The sequence below is a fragment of the Herbaspirillum sp. alder98 genome (assembly GCF_020179755.1).
Lineage (GTDB): Bacteria > Pseudomonadota > Gammaproteobacteria > Burkholderiales > Burkholderiaceae_D > Herbaspirillum.
The window spans coordinates 126,475-153,176 of the sequence record NZ_JAIUCY010000012.1 but is presented as its reverse complement, the minus strand read 5'-3'; the positions used below and the strand labels follow the sequence as shown (position 1 = coordinate 153,176).

The 26,702-nt window shown below is 58.8% G+C and carries 23 protein-coding genes, 1 tRNA gene and 2 pseudogenes; 10 read left to right on the top strand and 16 right to left on the bottom strand.

From position 1 onward, the window contains the following. The 4 genes and pseudogenes from LBW87_RS21355 to LBW87_RS21340 form a co-directional block, all read left to right on the top strand. Positions 1–117, top strand: a pseudogene (locus LBW87_RS21355) (branched-chain amino acid ABC transporter permease); the annotation flags it as partial. Between the two features lie 13 nt (positions 118–130). Next, positions 131–1,093: a branched-chain amino acid ABC transporter permease gene (locus LBW87_RS21350; protein ID WP_225203485.1), complete on the top strand. Its 963-nt coding sequence runs from the start codon at positions 131–133 to the stop codon at positions 1,091–1,093. 97 nt (positions 1,094–1,190) lie between these two features. Further along, complete coding sequence (locus tag LBW87_RS21345) at positions 1,191–1,763, top strand: NADPH-dependent FMN reductase (RefSeq protein ID WP_225203484.1); 573 nt, start codon at positions 1,191–1,193, stop codon at positions 1,761–1,763. A 77-nt stretch (positions 1,764–1,840) separates the two neighbouring features. Then, the gene (locus tag LBW87_RS21340; protein ID WP_225203483.1) at positions 1,841–2,080 is read left to right on the top strand and encodes a hypothetical protein; all 240 of its coding nucleotides are present in this window, start codon (positions 1,841–1,843) and stop codon (positions 2,078–2,080) included. Positions 2,081–2,364: 284 nt separating this feature from the next. On the opposite strand, the gene LBW87_RS21335 is transcribed toward LBW87_RS21340, so the two are convergent. From LBW87_RS21335 to LBW87_RS21325, 3 genes are all read right to left on the bottom strand, one after another. Further along, entirely contained in the window at positions 2,365–2,724 is a 360-nt protein-coding gene (locus tag LBW87_RS21335; RefSeq protein WP_225203482.1) for an NADH-quinone oxidoreductase subunit A, read from the bottom strand. Between the two features lie 104 nt (positions 2,725–2,828). Then, entirely contained in the window at positions 2,829–3,149 is a 321-nt protein-coding gene (locus LBW87_RS21330) for a DMT family transporter (protein ID WP_225203481.1), read from the bottom strand. Between the two features lie 355 nt (positions 3,150–3,504). Further along, a protein-coding gene (locus tag LBW87_RS21325; protein ID WP_225203480.1) for an IS3 family transposase occupies positions 3,505–4,615 on the bottom strand; the annotation gives its coding sequence in 2 pieces (ribosomal slippage) (positions 3,505–4,354 and positions 4,353–4,615; 1,113 coding nt in all). 342 nt (positions 4,616–4,957) lie between these two features. Between LBW87_RS21325 and LBW87_RS21320 the strand changes: the two genes are divergently transcribed. After that, complete coding sequence (locus LBW87_RS21320; RefSeq protein WP_225203479.1) at positions 4,958–5,425, top strand: hypothetical protein; 468 nt, start codon at positions 4,958–4,960, stop codon at positions 5,423–5,425. A gap of 620 nt (positions 5,426–6,045) precedes the next feature. Here LBW87_RS21320 and LBW87_RS21315 read toward each other — a convergent pair. The 3 genes from LBW87_RS21315 to LBW87_RS21305 form a co-directional block, all read right to left on the bottom strand. After that, positions 6,046–9,126, bottom strand: a complete 3,081-nt coding sequence (locus LBW87_RS21315) for a reverse transcriptase domain-containing protein (RefSeq protein ID WP_225203478.1) — start codon at positions 9,124–9,126, stop codon at positions 6,046–6,048. A gap of 119 nt (positions 9,127–9,245) precedes the next feature. Next, positions 9,246–9,335 (bottom strand) — tRNA-Ser (locus LBW87_RS21310). A gap of 93 nt (positions 9,336–9,428) precedes the next feature. Next, complete coding sequence (locus LBW87_RS21305; protein WP_225203477.1) at positions 9,429–10,208, bottom strand: SDR family oxidoreductase; 780 nt, start codon at positions 10,206–10,208, stop codon at positions 9,429–9,431. Between the two features lie 334 nt (positions 10,209–10,542). Between LBW87_RS21305 and LBW87_RS21300 the strand changes: the two genes are divergently transcribed. After that, positions 10,543–11,310 carry a sulfite exporter TauE/SafE family protein gene (locus LBW87_RS21300; protein WP_225203476.1) on the top strand — a complete coding sequence of 256 codons (768 nt, stop codon included), beginning with the start codon at positions 10,543–10,545 and terminating at the stop codon, positions 11,308–11,310. A gap of 39 nt (positions 11,311–11,349) precedes the next feature. On the opposite strand, the gene LBW87_RS21295 is transcribed toward LBW87_RS21300, so the two are convergent. Beyond that, the gene (locus tag LBW87_RS21295) at positions 11,350–11,577 is read right to left on the bottom strand and encodes a hypothetical protein (RefSeq protein ID WP_008117251.1); all 228 of its coding nucleotides are present in this window, start codon (positions 11,575–11,577) and stop codon (positions 11,350–11,352) included. 165 nt (positions 11,578–11,742) lie between these two features. Next, positions 11,743–12,675, bottom strand: a complete 933-nt coding sequence (gene argC, locus LBW87_RS21290; protein WP_225203475.1) for an N-acetyl-gamma-glutamyl-phosphate reductase — start codon at positions 12,673–12,675, stop codon at positions 11,743–11,745. A gap of 166 nt (positions 12,676–12,841) precedes the next feature. On the opposite strand from argC, the gene LBW87_RS21285 reads away from it, so the two are divergent. After that, the gene (locus tag LBW87_RS21285) at positions 12,842–13,741 is read left to right on the top strand and encodes a LysR family transcriptional regulator (RefSeq protein WP_225203474.1); all 900 of its coding nucleotides are present in this window, start codon (positions 12,842–12,844) and stop codon (positions 13,739–13,741) included. A 5-nt stretch (positions 13,742–13,746) separates the two neighbouring features. On the opposite strand, the pseudogene LBW87_RS21280 reads toward LBW87_RS21285, so the two are convergent. Next, positions 13,747–14,469: pseudogene (locus tag LBW87_RS21280) on the bottom strand (GNAT family N-acetyltransferase); the annotation flags it as partial. 104 nt (positions 14,470–14,573) lie between these two features. On the opposite strand from LBW87_RS21280, the gene LBW87_RS21275 reads away from it, so the two are divergent. Then, on the top strand, positions 14,574–16,034 hold the full coding sequence (locus tag LBW87_RS21275) for a PLP-dependent aminotransferase family protein (RefSeq protein ID WP_225203472.1): 1,461 nt from the start codon (positions 14,574–14,576) through the stop codon (positions 16,032–16,034). Here the strand turns inward: LBW87_RS21275 and LBW87_RS21270 are convergent. From LBW87_RS21270 to prfB, 6 genes are all read right to left on the bottom strand, one after another. Then, the gene (locus LBW87_RS21270; protein ID WP_225203471.1) at positions 16,031–16,456 is read right to left on the bottom strand and encodes a histidine kinase; all 426 of its coding nucleotides are present in this window, start codon (positions 16,454–16,456) and stop codon (positions 16,031–16,033) included. The two genes, LBW87_RS21275 and LBW87_RS21270, sit on opposite strands and share 4 nt — an antisense overlap. Positions 16,457–16,561: 105 nt before the next feature. Then, positions 16,562–17,038 (bottom strand): DUF4118 domain-containing protein, encoded by a 477-nt coding sequence (locus LBW87_RS21265; protein WP_225203470.1) that lies wholly within the window; start codon positions 17,036–17,038, stop codon positions 16,562–16,564. Between the two features lie 137 nt (positions 17,039–17,175). Further along, the gene (locus LBW87_RS21260) at positions 17,176–18,075 is read right to left on the bottom strand and encodes an alpha/beta hydrolase (protein ID WP_225203469.1); all 900 of its coding nucleotides are present in this window, start codon (positions 18,073–18,075) and stop codon (positions 17,176–17,178) included. 369 nt (positions 18,076–18,444) lie between these two features. Further along, positions 18,445–19,068, bottom strand: coding sequence for a glycine zipper 2TM domain-containing protein (locus LBW87_RS21255; protein ID WP_225203468.1), 624 nt, complete (start codon positions 19,066–19,068; stop codon positions 18,445–18,447). A gap of 196 nt (positions 19,069–19,264) precedes the next feature. Next, on the bottom strand, positions 19,265–20,809 hold the full coding sequence (gene lysS, locus LBW87_RS21250; protein WP_225203467.1) for a lysine--tRNA ligase: 1,545 nt from the start codon (positions 20,807–20,809) through the stop codon (positions 19,265–19,267). A gap of 77 nt (positions 20,810–20,886) precedes the next feature. Next, positions 20,887–21,991 (bottom strand): peptide chain release factor 2 gene (prfB, locus tag LBW87_RS21245; protein ID WP_225203466.1). Its coding sequence is split into 2 segments (ribosomal slippage): positions 20,887–21,909 and positions 21,911–21,991, totalling 1,104 coding nucleotides; the frame shifts between segments, so codons are not numbered across the junction. Positions 21,992–22,150: 159 nt separating this feature from the next. On the opposite strand from prfB, the gene LBW87_RS21240 reads away from it, so the two are divergent. Both LBW87_RS21240 and LBW87_RS21235 read left to right on the top strand, forming a co-directional pair. Next, positions 22,151–24,088 carry a PhoX family protein gene (locus LBW87_RS21240; RefSeq protein ID WP_225203465.1) on the top strand — a complete coding sequence of 646 codons (1,938 nt, stop codon included), beginning with the start codon at positions 22,151–22,153 and terminating at the stop codon, positions 24,086–24,088. Positions 24,089–24,304: 216 nt separating this feature from the next. Next, the gene (locus LBW87_RS21235) at positions 24,305–25,036 is read left to right on the top strand and encodes a hypothetical protein (protein WP_225203464.1); all 732 of its coding nucleotides are present in this window, start codon (positions 24,305–24,307) and stop codon (positions 25,034–25,036) included. Here the strand turns inward: LBW87_RS21235 and LBW87_RS21230 are convergent. Further along, on the bottom strand, positions 24,978–26,657 hold the full coding sequence (locus tag LBW87_RS21230) for a diguanylate cyclase domain-containing protein (RefSeq protein ID WP_225203463.1): 1,680 nt from the start codon (positions 26,655–26,657) through the stop codon (positions 24,978–24,980). The genes LBW87_RS21235 and LBW87_RS21230 overlap by 59 nt on opposite strands. Positions 26,658–26,702: the final 45 nt, after the last annotated feature.

Here is a 26,702-nt window from a genome sequence, read left to right as displayed (position 1 = left end):
CTGATCGAAGGTTTGACGCGGGTCTTCTATCCCGAGCTGTCGGCCACCGTGGTCTTCATCGTCATGGCAATCGTGCTGATGGTCCGTCCTGCCGGCCTGTTCGGCAAAGAGAAATGATCGGGAGCAGCAAATGAACAAAAAGTTGATGATTGGCGTGTTGTTGATCCTGGCGCTGGCCGCGCCGTTCGGGATCTACCCTGTGTTCCTGATGAAGATGCTGTGCTTTGCCTTGTTTGCCTGCGCCTTCAACCTCTTGATTGGCTACACCGGTTTGCTGTCGTTTGGCCATGCCGCCTTCCTCGGCTGGGCCGGCTACCTGTGCGGGCAGTCGATCAAGGCCTGGGGTTTGCCGACCGAGCTGGGCCTGCTGGTGGGCACCGGTGCGGCGGCTTTGATCGGGTTAGTGATGGGCTTGCTGGCGATTCGTCGCCAGGGCATCTATTTCACGATGATCACCCTGGCGTTGGCGCAGATGCTGTACTTCGTGGCGTTGCAGGTGCCGTTCACCGGTGGCGAAGATGGTTTGCAGGGCGTGCCGCGCGGCAAGCTGCTGGGCTTCATCGATCTCTCCAGCGACCTCACGCTGTACTACGTGGTGCTGGCCATTGCCGTGTTCGGCTTCTCGCTGATCGTGCGCACCATCCATTCGCCGTTCGGCCAGGTGCTCAATGCCATCAAGGAGAACGAGCCGCGTGCCATCTCGCTGGGCTATGACGTGGCGCGCTACAAGCTGCTGGCGTTCGTGCTGTCGGCGGCCTTGTCGGGCCTGGCAGGGGCCACCAAGACGCTGGTGCTGGGTTTCGAGACGCTGACCGACGTGCACTGGAGCATGTCGGGGCTGGTGGTGCTGATGACGCTGGTGGGCGGCCTGGGCACGATCGTGGGTCCTATCGTGGGCGCGGTGATCATCATCCTGCTGGAGAACAAGCTGGGCGATATCGGCAACTGGCTGGCCAGTGTGACGCGCATCGAGTGGTTCAACACGCTGGGTGACTCGGTGACGATCGTCACCGGCTTCATCTTCATCGTTTGCGTGCTGGCGTTCCGCAAGGGGATCGTGGGGGAGATCCAGGCCTGGCGTCGGCGGTCGTAGTTTTTGCTGGCGTGTCGGTGGACGCTTTTCTTTGCTGTTAGCATATGTTCAGTCGTATGCGACGTATTCCACCGACCTCTTCAGCAAGGAGAATCCAATGAGCCAGACAGACGTCAAGATCCTCGGTATTTCCGGCAGCCTGCGGGCCAAGTCAATCAACACTGCAGCGCTTCGCGCGCTGTATGAATTGCTGCCGCCCGGCGTTACATTGACTGAAGCTGATATTTCCGATCTGCCGCTTTATAACGACGATGTGCGCGAACAAGGCTGGCCAGCGCCGGTAGCGCGCCTGCGCCAGCAGATTGCCGAGGCGGATGCCATCATCTTTGCCACGCCCGAATACAACTATTCCATTCCCGGCGTGCTGAAGAATGCGATCGACTGGGCATCACGTCCACCGGAACAGCCCTTCGCCGGAAAATTCGCCGCCATCATGGGCGCAAGTCCAGGCGCTATCGGCACGGCACGTGCGCAATATCATCTTCGCCAGATCGGCGTGTTCCTCGACCTGCAGTTCATCAACAAGCCGGAAGTGATGATCGGCGGAGCGGCTGACCGCTTTGACGCGAACGGCAAGCTAACGCATGAACCGACCCGTGAATTCCTGAAAACGATGGTGACGGCGTTGGCCGACCGGGTGCGCTTTATCCGGAAGGCGCAGCAAGGTTGAGAGAGGGCTGATTGGCGGGGGCGCTGGTGTCAGCAGATGGTCGTGAATCAAACAAGAATCTGTTGGGGGAGAGGGGCGTGGGATTGCATAAGGTATTCGGGCTGGCGGGCATCGCCAGCCTGGTTGCTTCATTGATCATCGGTTCGCCGGCACATGCCCAGGCAAAGCCGGAGGTCGACAGCGAGACGGTTGGCGCCGGGAAATGGGTTATCGAAGAGATCCCTCTTCGCGGAACAGACGGCAGCCAGGTGACGGCGACCCGCTCTATACCGCTCGCCGGCATGCCGTCGATATCGTGCCGGCATTTGATGTGCTGAGAAAACATCCGGCGATAGATTCGTCCCGGATGCTGGTGAGTGGCCAGTCCGCCGGAGGCTATAGCACGATGTACATCGCGAGCCAGAATCTACCGGGTGTTATCGGTGCAATCAATTTCTCTGGCGGACGGACAGATAACTGGGGCAATGGCGCCAGTTATCTGGTGACCACGATGATCAATGGTTTCGAAGTCTTGAGGAATTGCGACTTAGGAAATCGTCGTAGATGCAGCGGGAAGGCGGGGCAGATAAGTATGAGCGAGGATTCCGGGGGAGTGGTCAAATCAATCCCAATCCAGTGCGCCTTTACGCCATTCGAAGATGAGGCCGATAGTAAGTATCCCCAAGAAAATCATCGCTGCCCAAAAGCCGGTGCGACCGATTTCGTCCAGCGAGACCGCCCACGGCACAAGAAACATGACTTCAAGGTCAAAGATGATAAAAAGAATTGCTATCAGATAGTAGCGGACGTCGAATTTCATTCGCGCATCTTCGAATGCTTCGAATCCACATTCATAGGGAGAGCTCTTCGTGGGATTGGGCTTATGAGGCCCCAGCAAGCGGCCCAATACCTGAGGCGCCACGCCAACGAACAGACCGACAACAATGAATAATAAAATTGGGAAGTATTCTTCGAGATTCATCGAACGTACCTAATAGTGAGCTGATGCGAACCAAAATGGCCGAGCGAATGCTGCTGATCACCCGGGCAATCCAGCAGTGGTTGAAAAGGGGTGAAAGGGTGTGATTAGTGAGAGCTGGAGAGCTTCATCAACACCAGGCCCGAAACGATCAACATTGCTGCTGCCACTCTCAGCGCCGTGAGTTGCTCTCCGAGTGCCACGATGCCGACGACAAATGCGCCAATTGCGCCAATGCCAGTCCAGATCGTATAAGCGGTGCCCAACGGGATGGTGCGCATTGCAGCCGAAAGCAAGCCGAAACTGGCGATCATCGTGACGAGCGTGATAATGGTGGGGGTAGTTTTGCTGAACCCATCCGATAGTTTCATCGAATAAGCCCAGGCAATTTCCAGGATGCCGGCGACGAGCAACATGATCCAGGCCATGTGCACCTCCTTAAGCACCGGGTCGTCCCGGAAACATGCCCAAGGTGGGGGAGGTCGTCCTCCTGGAGTGTTTGCTGCACTGGCGAATGTAGCGCTGTAAATCAAACACGGATAAATATTAACTTCGAGAAAAGAAGTTGTCCAGTGAACGGGTATGGATGCCTGTTTGTAATGTTTTCGTCAAAGAATAGCCGGGCTTTGGTCGGTGTTGTTATTGGGATGAGGTAGAAATAGGTTGGTTCTTTTGGGGCTTGGCCATTTTAAATCATGGTTAACTGCACCCCAAAGGTTGGACACTGATTCAACGTTTGGGGTACGGTCATTGACCTGTCCCCGGAAATTGGACAGTTTAAAACTAGAGGGGGGTTACCTCTTTGGTTTTTACTGACCACTTTTGGACGAACTCGCTTGGGGTCAGAAGGCCAAGCGAGCCCTGGGGACGATGATGGTTGTAGTCGTGCTGCCAAGCCTGCATCTTTTCTCGAAGGTCATATAGGGTGATGAATTCATGCACGTTAAGGAATTCATCACGCAGCCGGCCATTGAATGACTCGATGAGGCCATTATCGGTCGGCTTCCCAGGTCGCGTGTAGGCGAGTTTCACGCCATGCAGGTATGCCCAGTCGTCCAAGGCGCGGGAGGTGAACTCGGTCCCATTATCCACGGTGATGGATTTGGGCCATCCGCGAAGGGCCGCAGAACGATCCAATGCCTGGCCAACCGAGCGGCCCGTCTGCCGAAAGTTGGCCTCCAGACATACACTCTCGCGACTCCATTGATCGATGACGGTCAGGATGCGAAAGCGGCGACCGTCAAGCATCTGATCATGAACGAAATCCATGCTCCAGTGCTGATTCGGCCCAGTGGGCACCGGCGGCTTGCCGCGCAGCAGGGCGATGCGCTTGCGGCGTTTGACCTTCATCCGCAGTTGCAGTCCCTCCAGACTATACAGTCGATAGACGCGTTTCTTACCCACTTCCCAGCCCTCGCGGCGCAGCATCACCAGCACTCGTCGGTAGCCAAATCGCGGACGGCTCATAGCAATATCTCGGATGCGCTGGCGTAGCGCGCTTTGATCTCGTGCGTGGCTCTTCTCGTACCACGTCGAACGCTGCAACAACGCCAGCGCACAGGAACGCCGCACACTTATCTGGAAACGCTCTTGCATCCAGGCCGCCAGCTCGCGCCGTTTGGCAGCCTTCAGACTTTTTTCGCACCACCTCTTGCAGGATCTGCTTAACCAACGTCAGGTCGGCGACGATACGTCGCAGGCGTGCATTCTCGTCTTCGAGTTGCTTGAGCTTGCGCAGTTCGCTTACGCCGAAATCGGCGTACTTATTCTTCCATGTGTAGAAGGTTGCCGCCGATACGCCAAGCTGCCGACAGACGTCGACCACCGGCGTGCCGCCCTCGCCCAATCGCAATGCATAGACGATTTTCTCTTCGGTAAATCTCGACCGTTTCATGGCTACTCCTTGCCCCTTTCGGGGCGCAGAGAAGCAACCTTAGCTCTAGTTTTGATCTGTACGGATATTCCGGGGGCACGTCACGTCGACAATTGCTTCCAGTGCAGCTTTTGTCATCTTCACATTCGATTGTCTGTTGCTCAAGGTGATCCTCATTCGTAATTAAAACGAGGGCAGCTTAAACGAATCTAGCGCTCACGCAAGTAGCTGAATTTACTTCCGGGAGATGAAACAAGACATTTGCGAGTGGGATAGAACCATTCAGCAGATTGTTGTTTGGTAAAAGACGTCCGTCCAGCAGCGAATATAATCAACTTTCTTTGAATAAAAAGGAGGGGAAATATGGGCTACTCGCTGATAGATTCGAACGAATTAAACAATTTGCATGAGGTTGGGGAGCAAAGCGCATTAATCTATCAAAAGGTAAAAAGTTTTATCGCTGATCTAAACGCGACGTTTGAAGATACCTATCTCGGTATAGGCGCATTAATCATCAGCGATTCGGACAAAGATAGTCTGGATACATTCTCTGTAATCGTTGCCGCAAACAGTGTTGCACGCTTCACTTACTCCGATGCGTTGTGCGGCGGGGATTTGGTCGCAAAACTAATTCTGTGGAAAAGAATACGCAATGCCGAAAGCGAATTTACTTGGAAAGAAGTGTTCGCTTTCTATTTAAGTCAGGATGCCCAGCCATTTGTCTGGAGTGATGAAAAACGCGCCTCGCTCTATGGATACAACGGCCATGATCGCTCACGCCGCCTTCTTCCACTGGGCGAGACGCTGATTATGAGTGTCTTGAAAGATTGATTTCTGGTTGGTCAGGCTCTTCGCGGTGCCGAACATTAATTCTGATCTGAAGCGACAAGTGCGCTCCGTGGAATTCGCTGGAGAAACAAGTATTATGGTCGCAGGCGTTGAATGCATCGGGCCAGATGTGATGCCAGTGGATGCTATGCGAGCCCACTGTAAGGGGGCGTGAAACGCTACCCCTTTCAGACAGGCAGAGGCGGGCAGGAAAGCGGGCGGGGGTAAAGCGACGCATGTTGTACGTGGTGGGTGCGAGGTTGGATTCCATCTTCGCCGTGGCGATGATGTAGGGATGCTACGCCTCGTTAATCAAAAGCAATGTTGCGAGGCCTGTACGGGGCCTTAGACCGATCTGTGGACCTCAGGGGCATTGCGCACCGCATTGTTACCCCAGCTATGAAATTTGGGTAACAAGGTAACAAAACACAGGAGGTGGAAACGGGCAATTTCTCAAAACTGGCGATCAGCCGATTTTGATGGAAGGCATACGGATAAAGGACTTGAGGCTGATTGCATCGCTATGAGCGAAGTAAGGTAACACTCTAAAAAATTGTTACCCAGTTTGTTACCCTAGACTGCCAAGGTAACAACTAGGGTAACAAAATGATGGCGAGAAAATCTCAGTTCGGAAGTGTCTTGCGTTCCGCCGCTATTTCAAAGCCATCGGGTACAGGTTTGAACGGAGTTGGTGGCGACCGATATCCGCTTTGAAATTTTCTTATTGTTTTGATATCTATTTCCCCCATCACGCAATAATCTGCAATTCCACCTTTCACCCGCAGGATGTCTCGCTCCCAGCTATTTTTGTAGGGCGCTCGGATACGGCTATCTCCATATTGACGATCATTGCACTGAATTACATAAGCATGGATATCAAGGGCGGCAGATTCAACTAAGGCGTTAAAGCTCTCGGTGTCCTGATTCCATTCAGGAACGAATATCGCATCTACGTTTCCGCGAAGGGCGGCCCGATAACTGATATTTGTGAGCTCACTGCAGATCAAAAGAGAAAAGCGGAAATCACCATGCTGAATTATTGGTGGGTTATCCCACTTCTTTGCCGGTTTCATCTTAACTCCCGCTAGTCTTTGAAGCTCAAGCTCCTCGTGCAAAGCAGGACGTTGTTTGTCTTGCCTATAAATTAGTGTAGAGGGAAAGCCAAGGCCATCATGCGACAACGCTGCCCATACTTGATTGCGTACTTTATGTTTGCCGGCATGAAGATACTCAACTCCTGCGATCAAAGAAATGCCGCGACCGTGGAGTTTTCGAGCGATGCGGAAAAACCAGCTGGAGGGAAGTGCTAACTCAGGAAGTATCAAATAGCGGCAGCCGAGAGGCTTAGATATGACATGGTTGAGAAGATGATTTAAACGGCCATACCTCTCAATATCTGGATCTGCTGATTTTTGTACGGCAGCTATCCAACTATCTGTTCTAGTCTTCCAACTTGATACTGCTATGCGGTATTTATCTTCAGCTTGCCCATCGGGAATCTGAAGAACATTTTTTTTGCTCATGACGGGCATTTTTTCATTTAGATCAAATCCCCTCTGAGCCTTGACGATCTCCGCCAATTCAGGCTGAACATCTCGGTCAAACACATCAATGTCTAAAATGAAGAGCTCTGCCAAGCTGAATGGCCGAGTGGTAAACGCTAAGCCATGCGGCAATCGGGCGAATCCAAGAGTGCGGGCTAGAGCCGAATTGCCGTGGTAGATATCAGGCGGAAGTAATTTTGAAGCATTGGAGCAGTTCTTAATCGTCTGCTTTTTTGGTATCCCGCGCTGGGAAACCATTTCAGTAGGCAGGCCGATAAATCTGAACGGCATATGGGCCAAGTCATATGAAAAAAGACGAGCCTGTTGCGATTGAAATTCCATGATGGAAGTTGGCCAAGCAGCAGACAGATCCAGGTCGAACTCAGGCTTGTATTTCGACATATACTTTTTCCAGCCAGATGATCCTGATGGTGTTAACACTGGCGGGAAAGCAGCGGCCACGCTTTCACGTACTGACGAAAAAAGTTGATTCTTCCAACGCTTAATGAGTTCCTCTCGTTGAATTTTATAAGGAGGAGTTGCCGCTTTTATCTCGACAGAACAATCGGCAGCAACTTTTCTCGTGATTTTCTGTAGCGAGTTAATAATTGCTCGTAGTTCTTTAAAATCTTCGCATGCAGTCGCCAGGCGAATGACTCGGGGCAGATAGATTGCCAAATCGAAAAAGTAAGGCAGTACTAATACGTGTTGTGTGAATGCACGGAGAAAGGCATGGCGGTGATCTCGCCAAGCGCTTGGAATAAGATCTCGCTCGTACGCTTCAAAGTCTCGCAACTTGATGGCAAATCCGGCTCTACGCATCGTCAAGACATCGGTTTTTCGCAAATTATCTGCAGCTTCCCCATCGCTCTGGGTAGCTGCTAACAGATCCGTACCAACATGTTGCGCCGATTGCGGAAGGCGGGGCATGGCGCGCCATTCGCTGGCTCTTTCTTGAATCTGGCATGCGATAGCATTGATCAGAGTTTTACCGGATTCTCCTGACAGAATAAAAACCTTGTTTTTGGAATTGGAGAAATGAATATTGCTGGTATCACGCGCACTAGGGCCACGAAGATATTTTGGAGAGAATTTGATTTGCCGCTTCTCTTTTTTGTCAGACCACGTGAGATTCCCATCTGATCTGGCGAATATCCATTCCCAAACATCGCTCGTTGATTGAAAAGATGCTCCATTCTCCATAACCAACAAAATGTCATCAACATAGCGCCCGTAATAGAGGGGGGCGATTTGTTGTTCCATCAGGCGATCGAGCTCGATCAGGGCCATGTTTGCGACCACAGCAGAAGCGGGTAATCCGACAGGAAGTCCTTTTTTTAGAGGGGTTCTTTTTGCCCATGCCTCCAGCGCACCAATAAACAAGCTATGCAGTTTTTCCTGGCTAAGCGAAAGCTCAACACCTAGCACTCGTTTTAAAAACGATTTCTTTAAAAGAAATCCAGGATTTAATTCGTGATAGAAGGAACTGACATCAGCTGTTAGGGCAACAATTTTCTTATTGTCTTCTAACGCGCTATGCATAGTACTGATGCCTTTATCTCGCCAATCCCGAAAAGGCTTTAAATACGGCGAAAAAGATCCCATTGCGCGCGTGTTTAATTTATTGCTACTGCGAGTTCTTCGAAGACGATTTCCATAGGCACATTTTGTAAGCCTGGCGTCGAGAAATTGCCCAACTTTTATGATCCACAATGTAGATAAGACATGGAAATCAAGGCTGCATTGGGCCATCACGCGAAACTCCGCTTTAGGCATGGCATGGGGATCTGCCGTTTTTTCCAGTAAAGCTTTTGAATGCTCCCATTCTTCTGCAGGGTCTGAAAATATCAGCCCATTTCCAAATTCCTCACGAACTTTCTTTCTTTCGGGCCAAGAAATCGCCTTAGTTGCAAGGGTCCAGCCGCCGAGGAAGCCCTCATTTTTTATCCATGCGTCGCTGCTGCCATTGATTTTTCTTAAAAGCGCGTTCAAATTGCCTATGAGATCGTCTTCGTATTCAGCTATTGCCTCTAATGAAGCATGCGATGAGTAATAGAGATCTACCTTTGCTTTGCGATAGGCGACCACCAGTTGCCTCAATGTGACTGCCATATTTCCCCCGTTTTTATTTTTGCGTTCGTCGGCAGAGATGCCGATCACGTGAGGGATTTTAAAAGAACAGTTGTCATTTTGAGTAAATTAAACTCAAAATGAATTGTGGGTGAATTTGGGGGTAGAAATGAAGAGCGGGCCTGAAAGGCCCGTTCTATATGGTGTTCTGGCGGAGGCTGTGAGATTCGAACTCACGGACGGGTCACCCCGTCGGCAGTTTTCAAGACTGCTGGTTTAAACCGCTCACCCAAACCTCCTGATCGGCACTGCCACCCGAGGGGGCAGCGCGAGGGCCGAATTATACAACAATTGCCCGTTGGTACAGCCTTTCTGTCAGGAAAACCGATCCCTTAGAACGTGCCCGGATAAGCACCGCCGTCGAGCAGCATGTTCTGGCCCGTGATGAAACCGGCCTGGGCGCTGCACAGATAGGCGCAGGCGTCGCCGAACTCGGCCGGGTCGCCGAAGCGGCCAGACGGGTTCTGCGTGCGGCGCTCGGCCAGCACTTCGTCCACCGTCCGGCCGCTGTCCTTGGCCGCGCCTTGCGCGGTCGAGCGCAGGCGGTCGGTTTCGAACGGGCCAGGCAGCAGGTTGTTGATGGTGACGTTATGGCGCACCGTCTTGCGCGACAAGCCCGCCACAAAACCGGTCAGCCCCGAACGCGCACCATTCGACAATCCCAGGATGTCGATCGGCGCCCGCACGGCGCTGGAGGTGATGTTGACGATCCGACCAAAACCGCGCGAGATCATGCCGTCTACCGTGGCCTTGATCAATTCGATCGGCGTCAGCATGTTGGCGTCTACCGCCGCAATCCAGTCGTCCCGGGTCCACTCGCGGAAGTCGCCCGGCTTGGGGCCGCCGGCGTTGGTCACCAGAATGTCGGGCTGCGGGCAAGCCGCCAGCGCCTTGGCGCGGCCTTCGGCCGTGGTGATGTCACAGGCTACCGTGGTAATGGTCGAGCCGGTCTCGGCGCGGATTTCGGCAGCTGCCGCTTCCAACGCTTCGGCGCCGCGCGCCAGCATGGTGACGGCCACGCCTTCGCGGGCCAGCGACAGCGCGCAGGCGCGTCCCAAGCCCTTGCTCGATGCGCACACCAGTGCGGTCTTGCCCTTGAGTCCTAAATCCATTTGTTCTTCCTTTGCTTGAGGTGTTGGCGATGTTTTAGTGGCTTGCATGCCATGGCACTCGAGGAGATCGACGGCTGCGCTGCGTAGCCCGGGACAGCCGCCCTAGGCTGCGCTAAACTGGCAGACTTTGTGCGGATGCCGGACCGGCGTGCTAACAGTGGCTTATTTCTTGACCACCAGGTAGATCGCCAGCGCAATGATGGCGACCACGCCCATTTCAAGCGCGAATACGATGACGCCGCTCATGATCGTCTCCTTTTTTTAATTGAATGCCGTGGGTGCCGATGCAGTTTGAATACATCGGTACCCACGGCAGACGCCACACTTTACACCGATGATGGATTCCTTGTTTTTGGCGAGCGTGCTCAACTTTCTGTTGGGCGGGGTATTGGGCGCAATGGGCGGCCTGTTCGGCATCGGTGGCGGGCTGATCGCTATTCCCGTGCTGGGCTACCTGTATGGAATGGATCAGCAACTGGCGCAAGGCACTTCGCTGGTGATGATCGTGCCAAACGTGGTCATCGCTTTCTGGCGCTACAAGCAGCGCAACAAGATCGAGTGGAGCTCGGCCTTGATGATGTGCCTGCCGGCCATCGTGACCACTTATTTTTCGGCGCGCCTGGCCACCAGCATCGATGCCCATCTGCTGCACTTCTGCTTTGCCGCCTTCATGGGCGTGCTGGCGCTGTATTACCTGTGGACCCTGCTGCGCAGGAAGCCGGCTACCGACAGCAGTATCGTGCTGCCGCGTAAATACCTGTTCGGGGTGGGCATGTCGGCCGGCGCCTCGGCAGGTTTCTTCAGCGTCGGCGGCGCCATCGTTGCGGTGCCGCTGCTCACCGCGTTCTTCGGGGCAACGCAGACGGCAGCGCAAGGGCTGGGCCTGGCCATGGTGACGCCCGGTACGCTGGTGGCCTTATGGACTTATGCCAGCGCCGGCCACGTCAACTGGAGCGTCGGGATTCCAATGGCCATCGGCGGCGTGCTCAGCATCTCGTGGGGCGTGGCGCTGGCGCACCATCTGCCAGAACGCCGCTTGCGCATCCTGTTCTGCGGGGCGTTGCTGATCCTGTCGGTGTGGATGATGATCAACGGGCAATGATTCATTGCCCGAGGTGATCGTCTGGGAAAGGGATGGGTATTAGCGTTTCTTGTGGGTGGCGACGTAGTTCTCGGCCGCGGTGACGGCATTTTGCAGCGCTTCCATCTTCGTATTGCCAGGCTGGAAGTCGCCGAAGTCGTGTGTGGTACGGTCGGGGAAGTCGATGTGCACGAATGCCGTCCACTTGCCGTCGGTGCGCAATACCGGAGTCAGATTGATAGTCGCGCCCATGTACTTCTGGACGTTTTTGCCGATGGGACCTGCCATGGTGCGGGGGGCCTGTAAGTCGTGGATGAAATGACGGAGCACGCATCATGCCACAGCGCGGGCGTTCCTGCCGGTTACGCTGTCAATGGATGAGTTTGTCAAACATCCGGCTCCTGCGCCATGAGACGATGGCGCAGGTTTGCCTCATGCCACAGGCCTTAACTCTTAACACCCGCTCAATAACAGATCCAGGTTCTGTACTGCTGCCCCGGAGGCACCCTTACCAAGGTTGTCGAAGACGGCGCACAACACGATGTGACCTTCCGCGTCGTTGCCAAATACTCCCAACGTCATGTCGTTAGTGTTGTTATGGATGGTCGGATCAAGCCGGGCTGCATCCAGGCTTTGCTGCGCCGACAGCACCCGCACATGCCGGGCTGCCTCGTAATGCTGTTCGAGCGCTGCCCGTAATGCATGCTGGCTGGCGCCGGCAGGCAACAACCTGGTGTGCAACGCAATGCTGAGCACGATGCCTTGCCGGAAAGCACCATACGATGGGATGAAAATGGGCCGCTGGCGCAATGCCGCATGCAACTGGATTTCGGGCGGGTGCTTGTGCGCCAGGCCCAGGCCATACAGTACAAACGGCGCAGCGCTGCCGGCCTCGGCGCCTTCATATTGCTCGACCTGGGCGCGACCACCCCCGGAATAACCAGAGACGGCGTTGATGACCAGCGGGTAATCGGGCGGCACCAGGCCCGCCTTGACCAATGGTCCCAGCAAGGCGATGGCGCCGGTGGGGTAACAGCCGGGATTGGTCACGCGCCGCGCGCTGGCGATGCGCCCTGGTTGTTCCGGCGAGAGCTCGGCAAAGCCGTAGACCCAGTCGGCATCGGTGCGATGGGCCGAGCTGGCATCGATGACGCGCACCCTGGGGTTCTCGATCAATGCCACCGCTTCGCGCGCGGCGGCGTCCGGCAGGCACAGCAGGGCGATGTCGGCGGCATTGATGGCTTCGGCGCGACGACGCGCATCCTTGCGTTCAGCCGCCGGCAGCGTCAGCACCTGCAGGTCGGTGCGCCCGCGCAGGCGCTCGTTGATCTGCAGGCCGGTCGTGCCTTGATCGCCGTCGATGAAGACCAGTGCTTGTTTGCTCATGATGTTTGCTCCTTTGCTCCTGTTATGCGCGCCAGCGCTGAAGATGCCGTCAGATGTCGGTACAGGGCCATCATGCGACAAGTCGTATAATCGGAAAAGTTGAATATTCCGAACTGATGATTCAGGATTTCTGAATCACCGATCACTTCATTGCCGGATTGCAAATATGCGTGAACTCAACCTCGATCAACTCCGCACGCTGGTCGCCATCGTCGACCTGGGCTCGTTCGCGGCCGCCGCCCGCGTGCTGCATCTGGCGCCGCCCACGGTAAGCCTGCACATCAGCGAACTGGAAAGTCGGGTGGGCGCCACGCTGCTGCTGCGCCAGCGCAACCAGGTGCGGCCGTCGGGCGTGGGTGAGAGCCTGGTCCGGCGGGCGCGCCAGTTGCTGGCCGATGCCGGGCAGGCGCTGGAAGAGGTGCGACGCCAGGTGCAGGGACTGGAGGGCCGCGTGCGGCTGGGCGCATCTACCGGCGCGATTGCCTATCTGTTACCGCAGGCGTTGCAACGATTGGGCCAGAGTCATCCGGATATCGATGTGCAGGTGATGGTGCTGACATCGGCCGAGACCCTCTCGCGGCTGTCGGCCGGAACCCTGGATGTCGGCCTGGTGGCCTTGCCCCAGGCGGCGGTGGCGGGATTGTCGGTGCGGCCATGGCGGCGCGATCCGGTCATGGCGTTCATCCCTGCGCACTGGGTGGCGCCGAGGTCGGTCACGCCGCAATGGCTGGCGGCGCAGCCGTTGATTCTCAACGCGCCCGATACCCGGCTTTCGCGCCTGACCAGCGAATGGTTCGCCAGCGCTGGCGAACACCCAACGCCGCGCATCCAGCTCAACTATAACGACGCGGTCAAGAGCCTGGTCGCTGCGGGTTACGGCGCCACACTGCTGCCGCATGAAGGGGCGCAGCACGAGAGCGAGGCGCCCTATGTCGACCCGCGCATCGTCATGCGACCGTTACGGCCCAAGCTGTGGCGCGGGCTCGGTATTGCGCACCGCAGCGGCACGCCCGAGCCTGCCACGGCGTACGTACTCGATGCGCTGTGGGCGTTGCGTCAGGGGTGAGGGGCGCGTAGTGCTGCCAGCGATTGCCGTTGCTGGCCATCAGCATCGAAGTTGGCCGGATCGAGCCAGGTCTCGAAGGCAGTGCGCAGCACTGGCCATTCGCCATCGATGATCGAAAACCAGGCGGTGTCGCGACTGCGCCCGCGATAGACAATGGCTTGCCGGAACACTCCTTCGAAAGTGAATCCCAGGCGCAAGGCGGCACGGCGCGAAGGCGCATTGAGGCTGTCGCATTTCCATTCATAACGTCGATAGCCGAGCGTATCGAATGCATGTTGCATCAACAGAAACTGCGCCTCGGTGGCGACCCGGGTGCGCTTGAGGCTGCGCGAAAGCGCCACATGGCCGACTTCGATGACACCATGGCGGGCATCGATGCGCATCAGCGCCAGGCTGCCGACGGCGCGTCCGCTGGCCAGGTCGATCACGGTAAAGTGCAGCGGGTCATCGCTCTGTTCCAGTTTCTCGGCGTACTGGCGATAGCTCTCGGCGCTGTCGAACGGGCCGCTGATCATGTAGGTCCAGTCACTGCCGTCGGGTGCACCGGCATAGGCATCAAACAGATCCTTGGCATGGCGCTCGGCGCTGATCGGTTCCAGCTTGCAGTATCGTCCTTGCAGCACCAGGCGTTGAGGCAGGGGGCGCATCTGCCATTGCGGCAAGGGCTGGCCGACAGGTTGCTGCCATTGATTGAGTAGTGGGGCTTGGGGCGCTGGAGAGTGGTTCATGGCATGGTGATGAAAGTAAAAGTGTTAGACATCGGCATGGCAGAAGATAAGTCTTTCGTGGCATTATAAAAAGTGCCATGTTTATAGATTCTGATAGGGCCACGATGCATCACCTTCTACTGTCTGCGCTGGACCATAGCCCAGGTGCGCCGTCGCGCCAGCGGCAATTGCTGGACCGTCTGCGCCAGGCCATTCTCGATGCCCGCCTGACGCCCGGTAGCCGGCTGCCGTCTTCACGCTCGCTGTGCGAAGAGCTGCAGGTGTCGCGCAATACGGTGCTGGCGGTGTATGAACAGTTGATCGCCGAGGGCTACGCGCAGGCCGATCGGCAAGGCACGCGGGTGGCGCAACTCGGCACCGCACCGGTGCGCTCGACGGTGCCGCCGTCACATGCCACGACGCTCAAGGCATCACGCCGGGTCGCCACCATGACGCCGGCGCGCGATGCGGGGGACCGCTCATTGCCGTTGACCCCGGGGATGCCGGCATTGGCGCGGTTCCCGGTGAATGCCTGGTTGCGCTCGCAGGAGCGCGCCTTGCGGGCGGCGTCGCCGCTGGTGCTGGGATACGGCGATCCACTGGGTGAGCCGGCCCTGCGCGAGGCGATTGCGCATTACCTGGCGGTGGCGCGCGGCGTGCGTTGCGATGCCTCGCGCATCATCGTGACGGAGGGCGCGCAGGGGGCGCTGTCATTGTGCGTGCGCTTGTTTGCCAACGCCGGCGACCTGGCCTGGATGGAAGACCCCGGCTATGGCGGCGCGCGGGCGGCCTTTCTGGCGGGCGACCTGAAGGTGGTCGGCATGCCGGTCGACGCCGAGGGTATCGCGATTCCGACACGGGCCTGGCGCGGCCGGGCGCCACGATTGATTCATGTGACGCCATCGCATCAGTATCCATGTGGCGCGGTGCTGTCGCTGGCGCGTCGATTGGAGTTGATTGCACAGGCGCGTGACAAGGGCAGCTGGATTATCGAAGACGATTACGACAGCGACTTCCGGCATCGCGGACATCCGGTGGCGGCTATGCAGGGCTTGGTGGCCGATGCGCCAGTGCTGTACGTGGGCACCTTCAGCAAGACCATGTTTCCGGCGCTGAGGATCGGGTTTCTGGTGTTGCCGGAATCGGCCGTCGGCAAGGCGGTGGCGGCGTTGGGAGAGTTACTGCGCGGCGGTCATCGCCTCGAGCAGCTGGCGCTGGCCGAGTTCATCGCCAGCGGCCAATTTGCGCGCCATCTGGGACGCATGCGCCGCCTGTACCGCGAACGGCAGCTGGCGCTGCGGGCAGCCCTGGCTAACAGTTTTCCGGTCGAGCATGAAGTATTGGGAGGCGATGCGGGCTTGCACCTGACGGTGCGGCTGCCGGCTGGCGTCGATGATCTGGCCATCAGCGCTGCGGCACGCAGCAAGGGCATGAACGTGGGCGCGTTGTCGTCGTTCGCGGCGCCGTCATCCACCTCGAAGGCCAATGGCCTGGTGTTGGGTTACGGCAATACGTCGGCGGAGCAATTCGCGCCCTTGATGCGGCGCCTGGCGCTTATCGTGCGGGCTAACGAATTAGCGAATTAGAGAACGCTTTCGGCCAGTCTCGCCTGCACGCAGCGGCTCAGGGTTTCCATGTAGAGCAGCGGGTCCTGGTCTTTCGAGGCGTACCAGATGCGGCTATCCTGCTCGGCACGGAAGTCGGAAGAAAGCGGGGCGGACGTGAACAGCACCAACGGAATTTCAGCCAGCACCTGATAGCCGCACAAGGTGCGCAACAATTCGTAACCCTCGCTGCCGGCAAAACCACGCGGGTCGAGCATGATCAGCGCGGGCAGGTCGCGTGAGTGGCACAGCGCCTGGGTCAGCAGCGAGGCGTTGGCCAGCGCGGCATCGTCGAACCACTGGAAGGTGCATGGCAGGCCGCTGCGCCATAAGGCAAAGCGTGCCAGTTCGATGGCGTCGAGATCCGGGTCGATCACCAGGATCCTGGGTGAAGTGTTCGTCATGGCAGCCTCCTCTGGCGTTGCATGAACCCATCTTGGCAGATGGGAAAGGAGGGAGCCATCGGGGTGTTCCTGATGACAATAATGCAAGCAGTATTGCCGGGTGAATCAGGCGGTGTCGCCCTTTTCGAACTGCTGGGCATATTCGGCGCGATGCGCCTGGTCGGATTCGATCAACAGCCGGTAGCGCGTCTCGGAGACGCGTTGTTGCAACACCGCCGCATAGCGCTCCCGCTGCAGCCACTCGATGATGATCGAGGCGGTCATGATGATGACGGTGTAGACCACGATCATGAAGATGTCCTTGTCCTCCAGTCCGTCCATCGTATAGAAGGGCTTGCGGAAGAAGAACATCGCCGTCGGGATGCTGATGACCAGCAGGCCCATCGAATACACGACCCCGAACAGATAGCTGATGACGATGCAATTGACGGCAAAGAACAGCATCGATAATGCTTCGTCGACAAACGGCGCCAGCGCATAGCGCAGGCCAAAGGCCGCGACAAAGCCGATGATGCTGGTGTAGAGCGGTCTCAAGCCCTGCGGACGCCAGCTTTTTGCGTTCTTTAGTTTTATCATGCTCATGGCGGCACGTGAATATAGGAGGGTGGGGTCCATCATCTCTGGATTTGCGTGTTGGCGCAATTCTTACATGTTAAGAAATTCGTCTTGCAGGATGCTGACAAACGTCAAATTTCGTTATAGGGCCGTATCGAGGCTGATCAACGGCGGTCTTTAAGCGGCGACATATGGGCGACGTACTTGCGCGAAACCTCGTGGCCGTGCAATTCGAGCGCGCGCCGTATGAACAGCACCGCTTCGTTGGTGACGATCTCGCGTTCGTTGTCGACCGTGATGATGTGATAACAATCGCCCAGCCAGATCACCTTGCGCACTTCCGAAGAAATGTTCTGCAGGATCACCTCGGCGTTCTTGGGGGAGGCAGTTTCGTCGTCGATCGAGTGGATGATCAGGGTATTGGCTTGCACCAGCGGCAACGATTCATGCACATAAGCCATCATGCGCAGCGCGGCGCGCAGGTGGCGCGCGGGAATCGAGGCTGCGCCCACGGCCGCCACGCCGTCTTTTTCGAGGGCGGCGGCAACGCGTCGGCGCATGTCGACGTTCTTGATGCCGTACGGATCACTCTCTTTGTAGGACCAGTTACGAATGCCGGCGTCAAACACCACGGTCAGCAGCTTCTGGTACCAGGGCACCGACCAGCCGTCGTATTGCAGTACGGGTGACAGCAGCACCACCGACAGCAGTTCGGTGCTGCGGGCGGCGACGGCCAGGGCCAGTGTGGCGCCCATCGACAGGCCGCAGATGGAGACAGTCTTGAATTCTTCCTTCAGGCGGGCGATCTTGCTTTCGACCACGGCGCACCATTGCTCCCAATCGGGCATGACAGCGGGGTCGGTCAGCGATGCCGAGTAATTGTCGATGTTCAGTGCAATGACGGTACAGCCGATTTTTTTTAGCTGCTTGGGGATCGATCCCAGTTCGAGCTGCGAGCCGCACAGGCCGTGCAGCAGGATGACGGCGTGTTCCTTGTGAGGACCGCCATGGCGATCTGGGCTGACAGCCTCGACCTTGTGTTCAGTGGATGAAGGTGATTCCATAAATATCGTTGTCGCATCGAACCCGCAGGTCCGATATCTGGCGAATCGTTCGCCCCCCGCTGCCACGATGCCTCCGCAGTTACGATGACTGCGGTTGTTGCTTGGTGGCAATTCCGTATTCGCGTTGCGACCGGCTTTACATGCTGCAAGTCTAACTGCCTGAAGACAATGTTGCCAGCAGGCCTTCCACATTTAAGGGGACCGGCGCTGCAGTTGCTGCTGTTATGTCAGGGTTGTTGCTAAATGATCTTTTCCGTATAACGGATGGGGGCGATCATTCGTGTACAAAAATACTAACAACCTAAATAAAAATGCCGCGCGGCAAAAGCGGCGCGGCATTGTCAGGCGGGCATAGCCAAAGCTTAGTGATTATCCGCGACCTTCCAGATGGCCATTGACCACGCGCACCCGGTCGCCCACGCGCCAGTTTTCGTTAGTCTGGGGGAAACTGCGGGTCTTGCCGTTTTCCATGCGCACTTCGACCACATGGCTGGTGGTGGTGCGCACGCGCTTCTCGACCACGTTACCGGCATAACCGCCGCCGACGGCGCCGGCGATGGTCGCCAGGGTGCGGCCGGTGCCGCCACCCACCTGGTTACCCAGAAGGCCGCCGACCACGGCGCCGCCGGCAATACCTACGCCGCTGCCGCTGGGTGTATTGGTGACGGCGCGCACGTTGACCACTTCACCGCAAGTGCTGCAAATGGCTGGTGCGGCCGCTGCCGGTTGTTCTGCCGCAACCCGTGCCGGGGCTGTATTGGCGGCCAGCTGCTGGCGCGAATCCTGGGGCGAGGCAGCCGGCGCATCCTGCGAAATCTGCTGCGGATGCTGCGGCGCATTGGCGCTATTGGAGCTAGGCAGCAGGCCAGTCATTGCCGCCACGCCGATCAGGCTGGCCAGGATGACGGCAACTGCGGCGCCTGCCACCAGCGGGTGCAGGCGATTGGAAGAAGGGGATGATGTCTTGGCGACTTCGGTGTTTGTGGTGTCCATGATAATGGCCTCCGTTGTTGTTAGTGTCGGAGTGATTATGGAGTGGCAAAGACCGAAAAAAAATCCCTAAGCTGTGTCAGTTGTAAGGACTTGTAATGGCGCAACAGGCAGCGCGCAAGCGGGTTCTGCTCGCGATGCGCTAAATAAAAAAGGCCTGGCGCAATGCCAGGCCTTGAATATTGCCAAACTGATATCGTTAATCTTCGCGACGCAGGTGCGGGAACAGGATGACGTCACGGATGTTGGGCGAATCGGTGATCAGCATCATCAGGCGATCGATGCCAATGCCGCAGCCGCCGGCAGGCGGCATGCCGTATTCGAGCGCGCGGATGTAGTCGGCGTCGTAATACATGGCTTCTTCATCTCCCGCGTCCTTGGCGGCAACCTGCGCCTGGAAGCGCGCAGCCTGGTCTTCGGCGTCGTTCAGCTCCGAGAAGCCGTTGGCGATTTCGCGACCGGTGATGAACAGTTCGAAACGCTCGGTGATGCCGGCGACCGTGTCCGATGCGCGCGCCAGGGGCGACACCTCGACCGGGTAATCGATGATGTAGGTCGGGTTCCACAATTGCGATTCGGCGGTTTCTTCGAACAGCGCCAGTTGCAGCGCGCCCAAACCGACGGTTGCCAGCGGCGCCTGGTCGACCTTGACGCCAAACTTCTTCAGCTCGGCACGCACGAAATCGATGTCGGCCAGTTGCGCTTCATTGTATTGCGGCGCGTACTTGACGATGGCGCCGGTAATGGTCAGGCGGTCGAACGGCTTGGACAGGTCGAGCTCGCGGCCCTGGTAGGTCAGGGTGGCGGTGCCGTGCGCGTCGATGGCTGCCTGGCGGATCACCTGTTCGGTGAAGCCCATCAGCCACTGGTAATCGACGTAGGCGGCGTAGAACTCCATCATCGTGAATTCAGGATTGTGACGCGGCGAGACGCCTTCGTTACGGAAGTTGCGGTTGACTTCGAAGACGCGCTCGAAACCGCCCACCACCAGGCGCTTGAGGTACAGCTCGGGCGCAATGCGCATGAACATCTGCATGTCCAGCGCGTTGTGGTGGGTAATGAATGGCTTGGCCGCCGCGCCGCCAGGGATCGGGTGCAGCATCGGCGTTTCGACTTCCATGAAACCATTGGTTTCCATGAAACGGCGGATCGACGACATGGCGGCGGTACGCGCCTTGAAGGTGCGACGGGTTTCTTCGCTGACGATCAGGTCGACGTAGCGCTGGCGGTACTTCATTTCCTGGTCGGCCAGGCCGTGGAACTTGTCCGGCAACGGACGCAGCGACTTGGTGATCAGCTTGAGCGAAGTGACCTTGATCGACAGCTCGCCGGTCTTGGTCTTGAACAGCGTGCCTTCGGCGCCCAGGATATCGCCCAGGTCATAGTGCTTGAAGGCGGCCATGGCTTCTTCGCCGGTGACGTCGCGCGTCACGTACAGCTGGATGCGGCCATCGGCGCGCAGGCCCGATGCATCCTGCAGGGTGGCGAAGGCGGCCTTGCCCATGACCCGCTTCAACATCATGCGACCGGCGACGGTGACGGTGACCGCTTTGGCTTCAAGTTCTTCGTTCTCGAGCGCGTCGTATTGGGCGTGCAGGTCGTCAGCCTTGTGGGCCGGACGGAAATCGTTAGGGAAAGCGACGCCCTGGGCGCGGATGGCGGCCAGCTTGGCGCGGCGCTCGGCGATGATGCTGTTTTCGTCGGCGGCAACCGGGGCTGCGGCGTTGTTGTTTTGCGTGGTCATGGTGAGATCGGTGAAGTTGAACGGTCAGTCGGCGGCGCCGGGCCGCGCGCGGCCCGGCATGCATCAAGCATCAGACATCAAACGCCCTGTTTGAGCGAGGCGGCGATGAAGTCGTCGATGTCGCCGTCCAGTACTGCCTTGGTGTTGCCGGTTTCGAAGTTGGTGCGCAGGTCCTTGATGCGGGACTGGTCCAGCACGTAGGAACGAATCTGGTGGCCCCAGCCGACGTCGGTCTTGGAGTCTTCCAGCTTCTGCTGTTCGCTCATGCGCTTGCGCAGTTCGAGCTCGAACAGCTTCGACTTGAGCATTTCCCAGGCTTCGGCACGGTTGCGGTGCTGGCTGCGGTCATTCTGGCATTGCACCACGATACCGCTCGGGGCGTGCGTCAGGCGCACCGCCGAGTCGGTCTTGTTGATGTGCTGGCCACCGGCGCCGGAGGCACGATAGGTGTCGACCCGCACGTCGGCCGGGTTGATCTCGATGTCGAACGATTCATCGACTTCAGGATAGACGAACAGGCTCGAGAACGAGGTATGGCGACCGTTGGACGAATCGAACGGGGACTTGCGCACCAGGCGGTGCACGCCCGTTTCGGTGCGCAGGAAGCCATAGGCGTAATCGCCTTCGACCTTGATGGTGGCGGTCTTGATGCCGGCCACTTCGCCGTCGGACTGTTCGAGGATTTCCGCCTTGAAGCCCTTGCGCTCGCAATAGCGCAGGTATTGACGCAGCAGCATCGAGGCCCAATCCTGCGCTTCGGTGCCGCCGGCGCCGGCCTGGATGTCGATGAAGCAATTGTTGGCGTCCATCTGGCCGCTGAACATGCGGCGGAATTCCATTTCTTCCACCAGCTTCTTCAGCGTTTCGGCATCGCCCTCGATGGCCACCAGCGTGTCTTCGTCCTTCTCTTCGCGGGCCATGTCGAACAGATCGCGGGCGTCGCCCAGCTCACTGTCGATCTTGATCAGCGTATGGACGATGGCTTCCAGCGATTTCTTCTCTTTGCCGAGATCCTGGGCCCGTTTCTGGTCGTTCCAGACGTTCGGGTCTTCCAGTTCGGCGTTGACTTGCTCGAGTTTCTCTGACTTCACATCGAAGTCAAAGATACCTCCGTAGCTCGGTGGCGCGCAGCGCCAGATCGTCGAGCAGGGCTTGGAGGGAATTGAGGCGTTCGGCTTCCATGATGAATTCTTTTTCGGTCAAACCTCGCATTATACAAGAGGGGCAGGGGAGTGATTCATTTGTGGGGGCGCCGTCACAAGCTTGTCATGTTGGGCCGATACCATCGCTGCGCTTTGCATCACTGACAAAATACTGACGATGTTGACACGGAGAAACCTGATGAGACAGCCCCAGCCGCACGCCATCCAATCGACCGACCTGCCGCAAAGCAGCCGCCGCAGCCTGCTCAAGGCCTTGGCCGCAGCACCGTTGCTGCCGCTGGGCGGTGGTGCCGCAGCGCTGCTGTCGGCGTGCGCCACGCCGGGCGCGACCAAGGGTTTTGCATCGGCCCGTTTCACCGGCATGCCGGCTCCCACGCTGGCCAACCCGGCGGCAATGGCCACGACCACCGTCGGCTCGGCCCTGGAAGTGGCTTTTGTCGATGGCAGCAAGCAGACTTATCAATTGGCCTATCAGCCTTTCTTCATGACCGGCGACATGGTGCCGGATGGCCGCGGCGGCACGCTGCTGGCCGGCGGTTATGTCGACATCAAGGGGCAGCCCATCATCGACCGTTCGCTGCCGGGCCGCGAGCGCCAGTTCTTTTCGGATTGCCCGGATGGCTCGTCGCTGCTGACCATCAAGGGCGCCAAGGTGCCCGGCGTAAAGGGCAATACCGTATTTGCCGTGGTGCAATTCGAATACACCACGCGCGACCAGAAGCAGGCGGCGATGTATGGCCAATTGCCGTCGCCCATCGCCGTGCTGACGCTGGATCAGGACCCATCGAGCGGCAAGTTGTCGCTGGTGAAATACCATAACGTCGATACCTCGCAGGTGCATGGCCTGTGGATCACCTGCGGCGCCAGCCTGTCGCCCTGGAATACCCACCTGTCCAGCGAAGAGTACGAGCCGGACGCCGCCGCCATCGCCAGCCATCCGCAGTTCAAGGGGTTCTCGCGCAACCTGTATGGTGACGAAAATCGCGCCAATCCTTATCACTACGGCCACCTGCCCGAAGTCACGGTCAATCCCGATGGCAGCGGTTCGATCAAGAAGCATTATTGCCTGGGCCGCATCTCGCACGAGCTGGTGCAGGTGATGCCCGACCAGCGCACGGTGCTGATGGGCGACGATGCCACCAATGGCGGCCTGTTCATGTTCGTGGCTGACCGCGCCGCCGATTTGTCGTCGGGCACCTTGTATGTGGCGCGCTGGCAGCAGACCTCCGATATCGGTCCTGGCGCCGGCAAGCTGAGCTGGATCAAGCTGGGCTCGGCCACCAGCGAAGAAGTGCGCGCCATGGCCGATCGCTACAAGGTGTCCGACATCATGGACGTGCGCACCAGCGACCCGGGCGATGGCTCGTTCAGCAAGATCCCGTTCAACGGCAAGTTCAACTGGGTGCGCGTCAAGCCAGGCATGCAGAAGGCGGCTGCGTTCCTGGAAACCCATCGCTATGCGGCACTGGCCGGCGGCAGCCTGGGCTTTACCAAGATGGAAGGCACCACCGTCAACGCGCGCGACAAGATTGCCTATTCCGCCATGTCCTATATCCAAACCTCGATGCTGGACGGCTCCGGCCATATCAAGGTGCAGGGCCCGAAGGCCGGCGCGGTGTACGCGCTGAACCTGCGTGGCGGCCAGCGCGATGTGGCGGGCGAGGCGATGGCGAGCGAGTGGGTGCCGGTCGATATGGCGCCGCCGGCCGAATTGGTGGGCGTCGACCTGAAGACGCCCGACGCACTGGGCAACCTGGCCGCGCAGGACCACATCGCCAATCCGGACAACATCAAGTTCTCCGAAAAGCTGCGCACGCTGTTCATCGGCGAAGACAGCGGCATGCACGTCAATAACTTCCTGTGGGCCTATAACGTCGACACGCGGGCGCTGACCCGCATCCTGTCCTGCCCGGCCGGGGCCGAATCGACCGGGCTGCATGCGGTCGACGAGATCAATGGCTGGACCTACGTGATGAGCAACTTCCAGCATGCCGGCGACTGGGAAAAAGGCCTGCACGACAAGGTCAAGGACCAGCTCGACGCGCTGGTGCGGGCCAACTACAAGGACCGTTTCGGGGCGACGGTGGGGTATCTGACCGGGGTCGCGTTGGGCTAAGTGTTAGTCCGTCGTGCCGGCGTAGGCCGGTGCCCAGTGACGTTTGTTGCGCCGCAGGGGGCGTTGAAAGACGCTGGGCCCTGACTTTCGTCAGGGCGACGGTGGAGGGGGAAGCGACGGGTGTTATAAATAACCCGTCGTGCCGGCGCGATGTCATCGGGGCAGCGAACGCAATCTGTTAGGATCGGTCCTATCAGCTTGCCACCCTGCCTGCCGATGACAAACTACAAGAATCCACTACTGCCCGTCGTTCTGATCGGCGCCACCTTGCTGGCGGCTTGCGCCAGTGCGCCGGCGCCGCATGGCGAGGTCAAGGGCAGCGGCGCCAGCTCGCGCGAGATGGGCCAGTCCGACACCAATCGCATGGCCACGCTGGCCATGCGCGCCAACCTCGATGCGTTGTACCTGTTGATGGACAAGCTGTATCGCCGCAATCCGGCTGAGTGGAAGAAGACCGCCGCCAGCCGCGAAGAGGCCGTGCGCCGCGTGCGCGATGCCATCGAGTTGCGCCAGGCCTGGCCCGAATTGCAGGGCAAGCGCGATATCGCCGCCATGGCGCTGGCGCTCGACGCCGGTTTCAAGGGCGATCGCGTGGCCGCCTTCATCGACGCCACCGCCGACATGATCATCGTCGCCCATGGCAACAAGATCGAATTCTTCCTGATCGATGGCCTGGACGCCCAGCATCTCTATAACGCGGCACGCAATGTCGAAATCGGCGCCTGGATCCTGGCCAGCCGGCGCGGCGTCAATGGCGCGCCGCTGCTGCTGTCCGACGAAATCGGCAGCGACGTGCGTAACCTGAGCTTCGAGCGGGAATTCGGCAAGATCGTCGGCCGCCTCGACCTGATGGCCCAGGTCATCACCGAAAAATACCGCCGCGCCGGGATCAGCTACGTGCAGAACCTGCTGGGTGGTTCGTTCCTGCAGTTCCTGCCGGTGCGTTGAGATGGCCGCAACCCAGGCTCTGCGGCGCGATCACATGGCATCCCCGGCCCTGCGCCTTGGCGGCGTACATGGCGCGGTCGGCCACCTGCAGCAAGGTGTCGGCATCGCAGCGGCCGTCGCATAAGGCCACGCCCACCGAAACGCCCAGGCTGAATTCGCCCTGCGGCAGCAATACCGGCTCGGACACCACCCGGATACATTTTTCGGCCAGCACCCGGGCACCGTCCTGCAGCGGCGTGCCGAGGTCGGCCGCCAGCAACACGAACTCGTCCCCACCGACGCGCGCCAGCGTGTCGCCGTGACGCGCCACCCGGCGCAGGCGACGGGTGATTTCCTGCAGCACCAGATCGCCGGCCTTGTGGCCCGCCGCGTCGTTGACCGGCTTGAACCCATCCAGGTCGAGGTAGAGCAGGGCGATGCCGGTCTTCTCCAGCGTTGCCCGCGCCAGCGCCTGCTGCATGCGCTCGGCCAGCATCATGCGGTTGGGCAGGCCGGTCAGGACATCATGGTGGGCCTGGTGCTGCAGTTCGGATTGATGCACCTTGAGGCGCGCCAGCAAGCCATTGAAGGCGGTAGTCAGGTGGCCGACCTCGTCGCGACGCACCACCGGCAGTGGTGACAGCGGCATTTCGCCGCGGGTCATGCGGTCGGCCAGGTCGGCGGCGCGGCGCAGCGGGCGGAAGAACCAGAGATAGGCCAGGCCGATGATCACGAAGATGGCGGCGGCCTGGATCAGGCTGCCGCGGGCGATCAGGTGGCGCATGCGGTCCACCGTGGGCAAGGCCGCAGCCAATGGCAGGCTGGCGATGACGAACCAACTGGTGCCGTCGACGCTGGCCATGGCCTTGATCTCGTTGCCGCCATTGGCGCTGCGGCCCACGCCGTTGCCGCGAAAGCCGGTCAGCGCCTGGTCCAGCAGCGTGTCGCTACCGGGCGCCGGGAGCGGGGTAAATACCAGCACCGGGTCGTTGGCGGCAATCACCAGCCGCCGCGTGGGCGACACCAGCATGAAGCTGCCGGAGGGGCCCAGGCGCGCCTGCTGCAGGTGTTCCAGGAAACCCGGGGCGTCCAGTTCGGTGACGCCGCCCAGCACGCCCACCACTTGGCCGTGCGCATCCTGCACCGGCGTCATGATAGGCAACACCGGCTTGGGCCAGAGCGGGCCTTGCAGCGGTTCGCCGATGACGCTGGCGCCCTCCAGCACCCGTGCGTAGTCGGGTGAGCCGATCAACGACATGGCGCGGTGGTCGGGCAGGGCGGGCGAATCGGCAATGATCATGCCGCTGCGGTCGGCGTAGAACAGGCCTTGCAGGAACAGCGCCTGCAGGTCGCGGCGCTCGCGTAGCCAGATGCGCATGGCCTGCGAATCGGCGCGCACTGTGCCGGGCAGTTGTTCGGCCAGCCGCTCCAGGTATTGGCGTCGCTCCGCGATGCGATAGCCGATGTCTTGCGCCAGATAGCTGGCGATGGTGCTCTGCTGGGTGGCGGCGACTTCGCTCTGGTCGGACTCGAGGAAGTCGATCAGGATGTTATAGCGCACGATGGCGCTGGAGACGACGACAAAGATGCCGAACAGCGTCAGGCGCGTGATGAGACTGTTGGTGAAACGCTTGATCTTCATCGGCGGCTGGTTTGGGTTTATTGTTCCGCTGCGAGGTCTGCTGGC